This is a genomic window from Arthrobacter sp. zg-Y1143 (assembly GCF_030125565.1).
Taxonomy (GTDB): domain Bacteria; phylum Actinomycetota; class Actinomycetes; order Actinomycetales; family Micrococcaceae; genus Arthrobacter_B.
In genome coordinates, this window is sequence record NZ_JASKLW010000012.1 from 1 (window position 1) to 12,094 (window position 12,094).

The window sequence follows — 12,094 nt, forward strand, 5'->3', positions numbered from 1 at the left end:
GGGGGGGGGGGGGGCGAAATCGCCGTACTATTCGGAGGACATATTCACTGAGGGGGAAACCACATGGCCTGCGCTGGCTGCAGTACAGCTTCGAAACTCGACTTCGATTTCAGTATGGCTTTCCAGCCGATTTACGACGCCGACGCCGGCCGCGTCTGGGGTTACGAGGCACTGGTGCGGGGACTGGCGGGCGAAAGTGCGTACGAAGTCCTATCCAGGGTGTCGCCGGAGCAGAAGTACCGTTTTGACCAGGATTGCCGGGTCAAGGCCATCGAGCTGGCCGCGCGCCTTTTCCCTGCCGGCGAGGAGCTGATGCTCTCCATCAACTTCATGCCGAAGGCGGTCTACGAACCGTCCGCCTGCCTCCGCGCGACCTTGAATACCGCCCGGCGGTGCAATTTCCCGATGTCCTCGATCATGTTCGAGTTCACCGAAAACGAGGAAGTGTCGGACACCGCCCACCTCACGAACATCATCACCGAATACCGCAAGCATGGGTTCACCACCGCCGTGGACGACTTCGGCGCCGGACACGCGGGGCTGGGCCTGCTGGTCGACTTCCAGCCCGACCTGATCAAAATCGACATGAAGCTGGTCCGGGGAATTGATACCAGCCCGGCCCGCCAGGCCGTCCTGGCCGGCATCATCGGCATTGCCCGGGATCTGGACATCACGCTGCTCGCGGAAGGAATCGAGACTGAGGCCGAGTTCCGGGTACTCAAGGCGGCGGGCATCCGCCTGTTCCAGGGTTACTGGTTCGCGAAGCCGGCCTTTGAAGAACTTCCGCCGGTACGTATGCAGCCTGTCCCCGAGGCCGCCGCAGGGTTCTAACGACTGCACAGAACAGGTACTTCGTCCTGAGAGGATGAACCGGTGAGCATCAACCGAAAACCGCGACGGCCCGACGTGACGACAGTGGAGCTGGTCGGCGGCCCTGAGCGACTCGAGCTTGAGCTGCACGACTACGACGACGGGTGGCCGGCGGTGTATCTGACCCACCGTCACCGGATCGAGGCCACCCTCGCACTAATCAGCGTCGACATTGAACACATAGGCTCGACGTCGGTGCCTGGGCTGGCCGCGAAGCCGATCATCGACATCGTGGTTGGCGTGGAGGACATCACCGCCGAAGAGGACTACCTCGAGCCGCTGCTGGCAGCCGGATACGACCTGCGGGTACGTGAACCGGGGCACCGCCTGGTCCGCACCCCTGACCGGGATGTGCATGTGCATCTGTACGAACGGGATGATCCCGCCGTGGAGGAGTACCTCCTGCTGCGCGACCATCTGCGGGCGGATGCGGAGGACCGTGCCCTTTACGAGGCGACCAAAAGAAAACTGCTCAACAGGCGGTGGGATGACATGAACGACTACGCCGACGCCAAAACCGACGTCATTTCCGCGATCAAGGCCCGGGCGCGGGCGGCCCGGGCGGTCTAGCTGCGGCGCCCGTCTAGCGGAGCCGCGCCAGCAGAAGACGAATCGGTCCCAGATCGATTGCCGCGCTGCCCGCAGCCCGTTCCCCGGCCGCCGGCAGGAGGGCGCGATGGGCGCGGCGGACCGCATCCCGGTGACCCGTTTCCACGGCCGCGAGCCCGGTCAGGAACCAGAACACTTCCAGGAGCAGGCCCCGCGGAGGCTCGGGCAGGACGTCCAGGGCAGCACGGGCCTGGGCCAGCCGGCCGGAGCGGGCCAGCAGCAGCGCACGGACCCACGGTTCATACGGCCCGAAGTCCCCGTCCGGCAGCTCGGTTCCCGCACGGACGGCAGCAGTAAGTTCCGCCAGGGCAGGCAGACCGGTCCGGAACCCCGGCATCTCGTCTCCATCCGGTGGCGGCGGGCCCTGACGGAAAGTCCAGCGGAACCAGCCGGTAAACACCATCGCCAGGCCCCGGTCGAAACGGACGGCCAGCGCATCGATCAGGTCAGCCTCCTGCTCAGCCGCCGCAAGGTCATCGAGGGCGCAGAGCGCCTGCATCCGGATCAGCCGTCCCTGGATCTCGAACGTTGGCAACTCCGCCTCCACCGCCAGCGCCGCAATTTCGGCGCCGATCCGGGCCCGGGCAGCGGCCAGCCCGGCGGTGGAAAACGTCTGCTGGTACCGGGCGCTCAGTGCGAAACACAGCAGGGCGGGATCGTTCAGCTGCCGGGCGATCTGTTCCGGTTCAACGGCCTCCGCCAGCCGGTCCGCCGTGCCGCGGGATTCCATCGCAATGGTGGCCAGCAGCCGCGCCCGCACCCGGGCAGAGGCCCCGGAGGGCAGGATCCGCAGCGTCCGCAACGCGGCGTCGACGACGGCGGCCGACTGTGCCGGATCGTCAGAACGGGTCCAGCTCCCGGGCACCTCAAAGCCGCCGATCACGCGCGCCGCCAGCTCCGGATCGCCGAACTGCTCGGCGGCGGCAATGGCCGCCAGCCGCTGCTCCGCCGCCAACCGGACAGATCCGGACACCGCCAGCACCGGCAATAGGCCGGCCACACTCTCCAGCTGTGCACGTGTGCCGGTTCCCGAAGCGGCGGCGGCGGTCCGCGCCAGGAGCGAGCCGCCGTCGTCGGGCGCCGCGTCCGCACCGGGCACCGGCCCGGACGCCAGATCCAGCGCCGGATCCTGGCGCAGGATGCGCTGTTCCAACTCGGCCAGCCGGTGCCCGGGGTCCAGGCCCAAATCCTGCCGCAGCGCCGCGCGGGCCCGGGACAGCAGGGCGAGGGCGTCGGCCTGCCGTGCCGTGCGGTAGAGCGCCAGCGCGAGCAGCCGCCATCCCTCTTCGCGCCACGGATGCTCGCCGATATGCGCATCCAGCAGGGCAAGGACCTCCTGCGGCCGGTCGAGCTGCAGCCGGGCGTCCGCCAGCTGCTCCACCGTAGTTGCCCGCAATTCCGCGATCCGCGCCCGCTCGGCCATTGCCCACGGACGGGTGCCGAACTCTTCGAAGGCGGTGCCGCGCCACTGCCCCAGCGCCGCGGCCAACACTCGTTCGCGTGCTGCCGGCTCCAGTCCTGCCGCGGCCTCCGCATCCTGTTCAACCCGCCAGAGGTCGACGTCGTCCGCCCCCAGCCGCAGCGAATACCCGCCGCCAACGGTCAGCAGGACCGTCGGGGGAGTGCGGGGCGGGCGGTCCGGCTCCAGGATCCGGCGCAGCTCGCCGATGAAGGTGCGGACGGCCCCCACGGCGCCGGACGGGGCGTCCTCCCACAACTCATCGACCAACCGCTGGGTGGAAACGGTGCGGCCGCGGGCGGCGGCCAGGATGCCGAGCAGTTCGCGGTGCCGTGACTTGGACAGGCGCAACGGGGTGCCCGCGAGCTCGGCGCCGATGGGGCCAAGAACGCGGATCCGCAGCATACTCACCAGCTGATTCTAGTCGGCAGGGCCGCGCTGATCGGGTGCTGATCCGGGCGGGGGAGTGTGGTTGTATCCACCCCGTACGGCACGAAGGAGCACCACCCATGGATCTGCAGCTGACCGGAAAGACCGCGTTCATCAGCGGTTCCACCGAAGGGATCGGCTACGCCGCCGCCAGGACGCTGGCCCGCGAGGGTGTGGGCGTGACGCTCAACGGCCGGGACGCCGCACGGCTGGCCGCCGCGGTTCAAACCCTGCAGCGCGAGGTCCCGGGAGCGGCGGTGGACGGTGTGGCGGCCGACTTCGCCGTGCCCGACGACGTCGAGCGGCTCTGCGCGGAACTGTCCGACGTCGACATCCTCATCAACAATGTCGGCCTCTTCGAACTGAAATCGTTTACGGAGATCACCGCCGACGAGTGGCATCGGTATTTCGAGGTCAACACCCTGAGCGGGGCGCAGCTTGCCCGCCGGCTGATGCCGGCCATGCTGGCCCGCGGCTGGGGCCGGGTGGTCTTCATCAGCAGCGAATCCGGCGTCAACGTGCCGGCCGACATGATCCACTACGGTGCGTCCAAAGCCGCCATGCTCGCCCTGGGCAACGGGCTGGCGAAACTCACCAAAGGCACCGGCGTGACTGTGAACTCGGTCCTGGGCGGGCCCACGTATTCCGACGGCGTGGCCCGCACCGTTCAGGCCCTGGCCGCCTCGACCGGGCAGTCCGAGGAAGCCATGAAGCAGGCGATCATCGGGACGAACTCCACCTCGCTGCTGGAGCGCTTTATCGAGCCCGAAGAGATTGCCGCGATGGTGGCGTTCCTGGCCAGCCCGGTCGCCTCCGCAACAAACGGCGCCGCGGTGCGCGTGGACGGGGGAGTGCTGACCACGGTGGTCTAGTGCGTGCGGCGCGGGTTTCTCCGCTACTCACGCATTAGTGGCAGCCGGATGCCTACTCAAGATTGGGGAGGATCTTCGCAACGAGTGACACAAGCTGATTCTTCTCGTCTGCCGACAATCCCTCCACCGTCCGGCGCTCCAACTCGGCCCAGATCTCCAGGACGGGTTCCTTAAGAGCCCGTCCGGCGTCAGTGAGGAAAACCAATGTCACCCTGCCGTCCGCGTGGGATTTCTCCCGCCGCACCAGCCCGGCATTCTCCAGGCGCCGGACCGACTTGGCGATCGTGGAATGGTCGAACCGCTGGGTCTGGCCAAGGGCCTTCTGCGATTGACCGTCCTCATCCCACAACTGCATGAGAATTAGCTCCTGGCTGGGGAAGAGCCCGACTGCAGCCAACTTGGAAGCGGCCAGCGCGCGGTGGGACCGCGCGACGCTGAAGATGGCCCAGCTCGCGGGGAAATCGATCGCCGTCGAGAGCTCCGTCTCCGCAGTTCGTTGTGAAGCTTTCATGTCTCACTCTCTGGTGGGTGGTCTCGAGAGAAACAGCTTCACGCCGCATCTCGTGCGCGGCCCGAGCGCATCCACTGTACCAGTGGCACGCCTGGAGGTCCCGGACCGGGCCGACCCGGTCCGGGACCTCCCAAGGCGTTAACCGACAGCGGCCGGGTGCACGGGGGGGGAGTCCGGGTTTACCGCTGCGCCTCCGCCGTAGAAGGTCGTCCGGTCTCCTTCGTTGAAGTCCGCTCCGGTTCGGAGACGTTCCACAACGTCCGGGTTCGCCAGCGCCCATGATCCAATCGGGGCAATGTCAGCCAAACCAGCTTCAACGTCCTTGGCCAGGTCGGCACGTGCTCGTCCGGGCCGCAGCACTAGGAGTGCGTTGGGCCAGATCCTCCGGATGTCCCGGAGCAGCTCTTCGTCTCCGGAGTGCATCAGGTGAACATAGGCGAGGTTGAGCGGAGCAAGCTCCCTGACGAGGTGCCGGTAAAGATCCGCGCTTCCCGGCCCTTCATTCAGCCCTCCGATCTTTGCAGCGGGAGAGATGCGGATGCCGGTTCGTTCCGCCCCGATTTCCTCCACCACTGCTGCGGCCACTTCAAGGGCGAACCGGGCCCGGTTCTCGACAGAGCCCCCGTACTCATCGGTCCGCTCGTTGGCGTTGGGCGCGAAGAACTGGTGGAGCAGGTAACCATTTGCGGCATGGATTTCGACGCCGTCGGCTCCCGCGCGGATTGCCGCTGCAGCGGCGGTTCGGAAGTCCTGCACCGTTGACTGGATCTCTGTAACGGTGAGTGCCCGAGGGGTGGGGGCGTCCTGCATCCCCTTCGCAGTGAACATTGCAAGGCCGGGTGCGATCGCTGAGGGAGCCACGGGGGTGCGGTGGTGCGGCGTGTTGTCCGGGTGGGACATGCGGCCCACATGCATCAGCTGCAGGAAGACCGCCCCTCCCGCGCTGTGAATTGCGTCGGTCACGGGCTGCCAGCCCGCTACATGCGCGTCGGTGTAGATGCCGGGGGTATTGATGTACCCCTGCCCGTCATCCGAGGGCTGCACACCTTCGGTGATAATCAGGCCGAGCGAGGCGCGCTGGGCGTAGTACTCGGCCGTCAGCTCCCCCGGGGTTCCATCGGCCTGAGCACGGCTCCGGGTCATTGGAGCCATGGCGAGACGGTGGTTGAGGTGGACATTGCCGACGGTGATGGGGTCCCAAAGAGTGGTCATGATTTTTCCTGTTCTTGTTTTTGGGTGGTGCATTTTTCTGCTGGTTGCAGCGGTGGCCGCGGGGGTTGCCCAGACGGCCGCCGGGATAGCGAGGGGGACTGGAGGTCAGTACATGTATGCACCGCCGTCCACGTTGAGGGTCTGCCCGGTAATGAAGGCCGAGTCCTCCGAGGCGAGGAAGAAAGTCGGCCCGACGAGATCCTCGGGGGTTTCGTCGCGCTTGAGCGCACGGGCATCGCGCTGTGCCTGGAGGATCGATTCGGGGAAGCTGTCGCGGACGGCCTTCGTGACGGTCAGCCCCGGGGTAATGACGTTGACGGTGATGCCGTAACCGCCGATTTCCCGCGCCAGGGACCGGGAAAACCCGACAACCCCCGCCTTGGCAGCGACATAGTGGGCTTGTCCCGCTGTGCCGTCAAACACGGATCCGGAGCCGTAATTGATAATCCGCCCCGAACCGCTCTCTTTCATCAGGGGAAGAAGTGCCTGAGTGACAAGGAAGGTTCCGGTGAGGTTGACGTCGACGATTCGTCGCCATTGCGCGGCGGTCATCTCCTCCACCCGGGCGAAAGGGAAGAATCCGGCGGCATTGACCAGTACATCGACGCGTCCCGTGCTCGTGCGGGCGAACTCGGCCAGACGGGCAACGTCCTCGTCGGTGGAAATATCGCCCGCAATAGTGAACAGTCTTGCGTCGGCATCCCACCGCTCACGCCAAGCCGCCAGGACGTCCTCACTGGCGTCAGCGGCGATGACGGCATCGCCGTTGGCGAGGAACCGTTCAACGAGGACGGATCCGACTCCACCGGCGGCGCCGGTGATAACTACTACTCGGTTAGAGTTCATCATTTCTCCCTATAAGTTGCCGACCACATTTTGAATGGTCGATTTGGGTTGGTTACTCCGAATGCATGCCCTGCCTTCGGGGTGCCGGCTCAGCACCGGCGGCGGCGGCCTGCGATTACTCAGCGCAGCCGTTCGTTCAGATGGGAATAGTCAGGCCGACGCGGCGGCCAGCTCTTTCCGGAGGACAGGAACGACGTATTCCCCCAGCATGTCGATCTGCTCCAGGGTCGTCTTCAAGGGAACCCCTCCGACTTCGAGGGCGAACAGGATGCGCTGCACGTCACCTGTGTAGCTCCGGAAAGACAGGGTCTTCTCAATGACTTGCTGCGGGCTTCCGACGATAGTGGGGGTCTGCGACATGTAGTCGGACAGTGCCGAGCCGCCCGGGAACATCGGCGCATTGTCAAAGTACGGCAAGAACTCACGGACTGCGTCCTGTGAGTTCTTGCGGATAAATGCGTGCGCACCGATGCCGACTATCGCCTGGTCTGCCGTGCCGTGTCCGTAGTGTTCGAACCGGCCGCGGTACAGGTCAATCATGCGCGCCGTGTGCTGGGGAGGGCCGAAAATATGGTTCGCGAAGTACCCATCACCGTAGTAGGCGGCCTGCTCGGCGATTTCCGGGCTGCGCACCGAGCCGTGCCAAACAAAGGGGGCTTTGCCGTCCAGGGGCCGAGGTGTGGATTGGAAGTTCTGCAGCGGTGTGCGGAACTTTCCCGCCCATGTGACACGCTCCTCGTCCCACAGGCGGCGCAGCAGTGCATAGTTCTCAACCGCTAGATCGATGCCGTGGCGGGGTTCCTTCCCGAACCAGCCGTAGACGGGGGCGCTGTTGCCGCGCCCGAGCATCAGGTCAAGACGGCCGTCGGACAGGTGCTGGAGCATCGCATAGTCTTCGGCAATTCTTACCGGGTCGTTCGTTGTGATCAGGGTCGTCGACGTCGACAGACGTAGGGTGCTTGTCCTGGCTGCGATGAAACCGAGGAGGGTCGTGGGTGAGGATGCGATGTATGGAGGGATGTGGTGCTCGCCGGTGGCAAACACGTCAAGCCCTGCCTGTTCGGCCCGAAGCGCCAGTTCAACGGTTCCTTTGATCCGTTCCTGTTCAGTAGGTGCCCGGCCCGTTGCCGGGTCAGCACTGCGGTCGCCGACGCTGAAAATGCCTATCTGCATGATCTCTCCCCTCGAAGTAGCTTCATCCCTTTCGCGGCCATGGTCACGGTGGGTGGAGCAGTATGAATTTATGTTGCCAACCACGTAACTGGGTGGAAATGAAATGTATTCCCACCACCTGGATGCTTCGGGCTGGGAATGAACGGACCGGAGGTACCGTTCAACTATGTGCCCGGCAACATAAAATGGCAAGTAGAAGGATTAGCAATGACACAACTAATGGTCGTAACCGCTGGCCTGGGAGATCCCTCCTCGAGCAGGATGCTGGCAGATCAACTGTCGGAGACCGTGGTCCGGATAAGCCCACCGGGCACTTCACCCGAAGTGGACACCGTGGAACTGCGTGATCACGCCCTGGACGTCGCGGGCAATTTCATCACCGGATACCCCGCACCCAAGCTCGCAGCGATCATCGATCGGATCAGCCGGGCTGACGCCCTCATCGTCGTCAGTCCTGTGTTCTCCGGATCCTACAGTGGGCTCTTCAAGTCCTTTTTTGACCTTCTGGATACCGCAGCCCTTGCCCGCAAGCCCGTCCTCCTCGCAGCAACAGGAGGCAGCCCGCGCCACGCACTCATGTTGGAGCATGCCATGCGGCCCCTGTTCATCTACCTGCGTGCCGCCGTCATGCCCACGGCGGTCTACGCGTCGCCTGAAGACTGGGGTGCCGGCTCGGCTACGGAACAATCCCTTGAAACCCGTGTTCAACGAGCCTCCGCCGAACTAATCGCAGCACTTCAAAGCATCCCGGAGGGGCCTGCCGCACCAGCCAACACCGCCCCGGACTTCGATACGCTCCTCCACCCGCCAACCCACCACTAGACCTATATCTTCCAGGGGCGGAGCCGCGTTGATCCCGGCCCATAGGTGGCGGGCTGCTGCAGCCCGCGCGCGACAGCATCAAAATGCGGCATTGTGATTGCGGGCTTCAAGACTCATCACCTCGAAGCGGACGTGGTCAAGGCCCTCCTCCGCCGACTTTTACCGGGCCCGCTCGATCATGGCCGGCGTGCTGTCAACGCCGATGATCTCGAGGTCTGATCGGGAGCGCGCCAACACCAACGCCGGGTGTCCAGTTCCGCAGGCCAGATCAATCACCTCCCAGCCTGCCAACCTCGCGGGCGATGCGTGCTGCACGCACGGCGTCGTTCGGCGCGGTGACAATCCGCAGCAGGATCGGATAGCGGGCGGCCCGGCTGAGGCCGGCGAACGCAGCGGCAGCCGCTGGCACGGCGTCGAGCGCTGCGGCCAGATCAGCCGGGACCTCGACGGTTCCGGCCCCGGCGTAGGCCCGGTCCCACCGCCCGTCCGCCTGCGCGCGGCTGATTTCGGCGAAGCCGCGCTCGCGCATCCGCCCGGCGTCGATGAGCCGGCCGACGTGACCGATGTTGCGCTGCGACCACAGCGACCGTGCCCGCCGGGGCGTGAAGTGCTGGCGGTACGTGGTGGCGTCCACGCTTTGCTTGCGGCCGTCAATCCAGCCGCTGCACAGCGCTTCATCCAGGGCCTGGGCGTACGTCAGCGAGGTCGGCAGCAGCACGCCCTTCTTGGCGAGGATCAGCCACACCCCGTTGCTGGTGGATTCGTGCTCATCCAGCCAGGCCCGCCAGGCGGCGGCGTCGGCAACCAGGAGCTCGGGCGGTCCGGGTGTGTCAGGCATCGGCGGTGCTCCTCGGGTCGGCGTGGGCGGCGGTGATCCGGGCGGCGAAGCCGGCGAGCGAGTTCCGAAACGCGTCCGGGCCAAGGACGGTGAACGGAGTGTCGAAGCGCAATGCCCAGGAGATCAGCCCCGCCCATGACCACGAACCTACCCGCACGCGGCAGGCAGTGTCGGAGACCTGCTCCAGCTGGCCGTCACCCAGCCACGGCGCAATCCCGGTGGCAGGGAGTTCGATGAGCAGCTCCCCGTAGCAAGGCCAGGCGTCGCCGTCGTCGGAGCCCTTCATCCGGGCGGCGAGGAACGTGGCCGCACTGCCGGTGGGAATGGGCCGCGGCGCAAACACCGCCCCTCCCGGGAACTTGGGCGTTATGCGATCCAGCCGGAAGATCCGCCAGTCGGCCTTCTCCGGGTCCCAGCCGATCAGGTACCAGCGGCCCTGCCGGGCGACGACGGCGTGCGGCTCCACGCGCCGCGGCGGCCCGGACTCGTCCCCGCCGTAGTCGAAGCGGAGGATCCGCCGGTCCCGGGCGGCGGTGCTGACCGCTTCGAGGACCTTCGGGTCCACCCACGCGGAAGAGCCGGTGTCGGTGAACCGGATTCCCTCAATGCGGTGCCGCAGCCGGGAGGGCATCACCTGCTTCACCGTGGTCAGCGCCCGGGCCGCGGCGTCGTCGAGCTCCACTCCGCTGGAGGGTGCGCTCTGCAGTGCAACGGCAATGGCCACCGCCTGCTCGTCATCAAAGAGCAGCGGCGGCAGTTCCGAGCCGGCCGCCAGCCGGTAGCCGCCGTCGGGCCCCTTGATGGCGGCGATGGAATAGCCGAGCTCGCGCAGCCGGCCAACGTCGCGGCGGACGGTCCGGGCGGTTACGTCCAGGCGCTCGGCCAGGACCTGCCCCGGCCAGTCCCGGCGGGACTGCAGCAGCGAGAGCAGGGCGAGCATTCGGGACGAGGTTCCGGGCATGGTCCGAGTATGCCCGAAGTAGAGGACACAACCTGTCCGCTACCGGGTCCAGTGTGTTCCCAGAGCCGCAAACAGCGGCTCTCGCCGTTACTGAAAAGGACAGATCCCATGAGCATCACCACCACAACCCACCTGAACTTCCGCGGCACCGCCGCTCCTGCGCTTGAGTTCTACCAGTCGGTCTTCGGCGGCAACGTCGCTGCCGCCACGTACGGCGACTTCGGGATGCCGAAAGACGTGCCGGGGGCGGACAAGATTGTGTTCGGCCAGCTTGAAACCGCGGACGGCTTCCGTCTGATGGCCTACGACATCCCCGGCCAGGACGGTACGGACACCGCCGGGGCCGCCGGCACTACCCGCCGGGAAAACGGCACCACCGTTACCGACCGCACCTTCTTCCAGTCACTGCGCGGGCAGAGCATGGAGGAAGTGGAGAAGCTCTGGGGCGCACTGGCCGACGGCGCGCAGATCATCGAGCCGCTCGCGGCTTCGGCGTGGAGCCCGGGGTTCGGAATGCTCACGGACCGTTTCGGCGTGACCTGGGTGATCGACGTCGAAGCCCCCTACAACGGCTGAGCTGTAAGCACGGTCCCCGGGCGCCGAGGTGTCCGGGGACCTTGTTAGAGTGGCGCGATGAGAACGCGCCCCTACAGCGAAGTCGATGTCTTCTCGGATGAGCCCTACCGGGGCAACGCACTGGCGGTGGTCCACGATGCCGACGGTCTCAGTGCCGAGCAGATGCAGCGCTTCGCCGCCTGGACCAACCTGTCCGAGACAACGTTCCTCCTGCCCCCGAGCAGCCCCGGGGCCGACTACCGGGTGCGGATCTTCACCGGCAAGGAAGAACTGCCGTTCGCCGGCCATCCCACCTTGGGAACGGCCCGGGCCTGGCTCGACGCCGGCGGGCGCCCCGGGGTGGACGGAACGGTTAGGCAGGAATGCGCCGCGGGACTGATCCCGGTCCGGGCTGAGGGGGATTCACTGGCTTTCCAGGCGCCGCCGCTGACCCGCTACGGTCCGGTTGACGAGCCGCTGATCCGCCGGCTGGCGGACATCCTGGGGATCCAGCGGGAGAAAATCCTTGCGGCGTCGTGGCTGGTGAACGGTCCGCAGTGGATTGGGGTCCGGCTTGCCTCGGCCCGGGAGGTCCTGGACCTGCAGCCCGATCCGGGGAAAGCGGGCGAGCTGGAAATCGGTGTTGTGGGACCCTATGACGCCGCGGGTGAGGCTGCCTTTGAGGTGCGTGCCTTTGTGGGCGGAGACCCCGTATGGGAAGACCCGGTAACGGGCAGCCTCAACGCGGGCCTGGGGCAGTGGCTCACCGACACGGCTAACGCGGCACCGCCCTACACGGCGTCGCAGGGAACCGTCCTCGGCCGTCGGGGCCGGGTGCATATAAGCCAGCGCGACGGAAAAATCTGGGTGGGCGGCCAGGTCACGAGCTGCATCAAGGGAACCGTCCAGCTGTAAATCCGGCAGGTCGAGGCGCGTC

At 66.3% G+C, this 12,094-nt stretch carries 14 protein-coding genes; 6 read left to right on the forward strand and 8 right to left on the reverse strand.

The features are described from left to right. The first annotated feature begins 114 nt into the window (after window positions 1-114). Together QNN98_RS13215 and QNN98_RS13220 are read left to right on the forward strand one after the other, a co-directional pair. The gene (locus QNN98_RS13215) at window positions 115-831 is read left to right on the forward strand and encodes an EAL domain-containing protein (protein ID WP_283997741.1); all 717 of its coding nucleotides are present in this window, start codon (window positions 115-117) and stop codon (window positions 829-831) included. Between the two features lie 42 nt (window positions 832-873). Further along, the gene (locus tag QNN98_RS13220) at window positions 874-1,440 is read left to right on the forward strand and encodes a GrpB family protein (RefSeq protein WP_283997744.1); all 567 of its coding nucleotides are present in this window, start codon (window positions 874-876) and stop codon (window positions 1,438-1,440) included. Between the two features lie 13 nt (window positions 1,441-1,453). On the opposite strand, the gene QNN98_RS13225 is transcribed toward QNN98_RS13220, so the two are convergent. Then, a complete protein-coding gene (locus tag QNN98_RS13225) occupies window positions 1,454-3,343 on the reverse strand; it encodes an AfsR/SARP family transcriptional regulator (RefSeq protein WP_283998009.1) in 1,890 nt (629 codons plus the stop codon). Between the two features lie 104 nt (window positions 3,344-3,447). Between QNN98_RS13225 and QNN98_RS13230 the strand changes: the two genes are divergently transcribed. Continuing rightward, a complete protein-coding gene (locus tag QNN98_RS13230) occupies window positions 3,448-4,239 on the forward strand; it encodes an SDR family NAD(P)-dependent oxidoreductase (protein ID WP_283997745.1) in 792 nt (263 codons plus the stop codon). A gap of 52 nt (window positions 4,240-4,291) precedes the next feature. Here the strand turns inward: QNN98_RS13230 and QNN98_RS13235 are convergent, their stop codons facing one another. From QNN98_RS13235 to QNN98_RS13250, 4 genes are all read right to left on the reverse strand, one after another. After that, window positions 4,292-4,750 carry a MarR family winged helix-turn-helix transcriptional regulator gene (locus QNN98_RS13235; RefSeq protein WP_227913026.1) on the reverse strand — a complete coding sequence of 153 codons (459 nt, stop codon included), beginning with the start codon at window positions 4,748-4,750 and terminating at the stop codon, window positions 4,292-4,294. Window positions 4,751-4,888: 138 nt separating this feature from the next. Next, a complete protein-coding gene (locus QNN98_RS13240; protein WP_283997748.1) occupies window positions 4,889-5,962 on the reverse strand; it encodes an alkene reductase in 1,074 nt (357 codons plus the stop codon). Between the two features lie 105 nt (window positions 5,963-6,067). Then, window positions 6,068-6,808 carry an SDR family NAD(P)-dependent oxidoreductase gene (locus QNN98_RS13245; RefSeq protein WP_283997749.1) on the reverse strand — a complete coding sequence of 247 codons (741 nt, stop codon included), beginning with the start codon at window positions 6,806-6,808 and terminating at the stop codon, window positions 6,068-6,070. Window positions 6,809-6,958: 150 nt separating this feature from the next. Next, window positions 6,959-7,981 carry a CE1758 family FMN-dependent luciferase-like monooxygenase gene (locus QNN98_RS13250; protein ID WP_283997751.1) on the reverse strand — a complete coding sequence of 341 codons (1,023 nt, stop codon included), beginning with the start codon at window positions 7,979-7,981 and terminating at the stop codon, window positions 6,959-6,961. A gap of 207 nt (window positions 7,982-8,188) precedes the next feature. On the opposite strand from QNN98_RS13250, the gene QNN98_RS13255 reads away from it, so the two are divergent. Next, entirely contained in the window at window positions 8,189-8,803 is a 615-nt protein-coding gene (locus QNN98_RS13255; RefSeq protein ID WP_283997753.1) for a CE1759 family FMN reductase, read from the forward strand. 159 nt (window positions 8,804-8,962) lie between these two features. Here the strand turns inward: QNN98_RS13255 and QNN98_RS16545 are convergent, their stop codons facing one another. Genes QNN98_RS16545 through QNN98_RS13265 form a run of 3 tightly spaced genes read right to left on the reverse strand, consistent with a single transcriptional unit; the run spans window position 8,963 to window position 10,602 of the window. Then, window positions 8,963-9,118 carry a class I SAM-dependent methyltransferase gene (locus QNN98_RS16545; protein ID WP_502864744.1) on the reverse strand — a complete coding sequence of 52 codons (156 nt, stop codon included), beginning with the start codon at window positions 9,116-9,118 and terminating at the stop codon, window positions 8,963-8,965. Next, window positions 9,072-9,641: a YdeI/OmpD-associated family protein gene (locus QNN98_RS13260; RefSeq protein ID WP_283997755.1), complete on the reverse strand. Its 570-nt coding sequence runs from the start codon at window positions 9,639-9,641 to the stop codon at window positions 9,072-9,074. Before QNN98_RS13260 ends, QNN98_RS16545 begins: the two co-directional genes overlap by 47 nt. Next, window positions 9,634-10,602 carry a helix-turn-helix transcriptional regulator gene (locus tag QNN98_RS13265; protein ID WP_283997757.1) on the reverse strand — a complete coding sequence of 323 codons (969 nt, stop codon included), beginning with the start codon at window positions 10,600-10,602 and terminating at the stop codon, window positions 9,634-9,636. Before QNN98_RS13265 ends, QNN98_RS13260 begins: the two co-directional genes overlap by 8 nt. A gap of 108 nt (window positions 10,603-10,710) precedes the next feature. Between QNN98_RS13265 and QNN98_RS13270 the strand changes: the two genes are divergently transcribed. Both QNN98_RS13270 and QNN98_RS13275 read left to right on the forward strand, forming a co-directional pair. Then, window positions 10,711-11,178, forward strand: coding sequence for a VOC family protein (locus QNN98_RS13270; protein WP_283997759.1), 468 nt, complete (start codon window positions 10,711-10,713; stop codon window positions 11,176-11,178). A gap of 57 nt (window positions 11,179-11,235) precedes the next feature. Further along, complete coding sequence (locus QNN98_RS13275) at window positions 11,236-12,072, forward strand: PhzF family phenazine biosynthesis protein (protein ID WP_283997761.1); 837 nt, start codon at window positions 11,236-11,238, stop codon at window positions 12,070-12,072. Window positions 12,073-12,094: the final 22 nt, after the last annotated feature.

Bases quoted from the DNA above. Each gene is read 5' to 3' on its own strand.
- QNN98_RS13270 (WP_283997759.1), top strand. From the start codon at position 10,711: ATGAGCATCACCACCACAACCCACCTGAACTTCCGCGGCACCGCCGCT.
- QNN98_RS13240 (WP_283997748.1), bottom strand. From the start codon at position 5,962: ATGACCACTCTTTGGGACCCCATCACCGTCGGCAATGTCCACCTCAAC.
- QNN98_RS13250 (WP_283997751.1), bottom strand. From the start codon at position 7,981: ATGCAGATAGGCATTTTCAGCGTCGGCGACCGCAGTGCTGACCCGGCA.
- QNN98_RS13230 (WP_283997745.1), top strand. From the start codon at position 3,448: ATGGATCTGCAGCTGACCGGAAAGACCGCGTTCATCAGCGGTTCCACC.
- QNN98_RS13235 (WP_227913026.1), bottom strand. From the start codon at position 4,750: ATGAAAGCTTCACAACGAACTGCGGAGACGGAGCTCTCGACGGCGATC.
- QNN98_RS13260 (WP_283997755.1), bottom strand. From the start codon at position 9,641: ATGCCTGACACACCCGGACCGCCCGAGCTCCTGGTTGCCGACGCCGCC.
- QNN98_RS13275 (WP_283997761.1), top strand. From the start codon at position 11,236: ATGAGAACGCGCCCCTACAGCGAAGTCGATGTCTTCTCGGATGAGCCC.
- QNN98_RS13215 (WP_283997741.1), top strand. From the start codon at position 115: ATGGCTTTCCAGCCGATTTACGACGCCGACGCCGGCCGCGTCTGGGGT.
- QNN98_RS13245 (WP_283997749.1), bottom strand. From the start codon at position 6,808: ATGAACTCTAACCGAGTAGTAGTTATCACCGGCGCCGCCGGTGGAGTC.
- QNN98_RS13255 (WP_283997753.1), top strand. From the start codon at position 8,189: ATGACACAACTAATGGTCGTAACCGCTGGCCTGGGAGATCCCTCCTCG.
- QNN98_RS13265 (WP_283997757.1), bottom strand. From the start codon at position 10,602: ATGCCCGGAACCTCGTCCCGAATGCTCGCCCTGCTCTCGCTGCTGCAG.
- QNN98_RS13225 (WP_283998009.1), bottom strand. From the start codon at position 3,343: ATGCTGCGGATCCGCGTTCTTGGCCCCATCGGCGCCGAGCTCGCGGGC.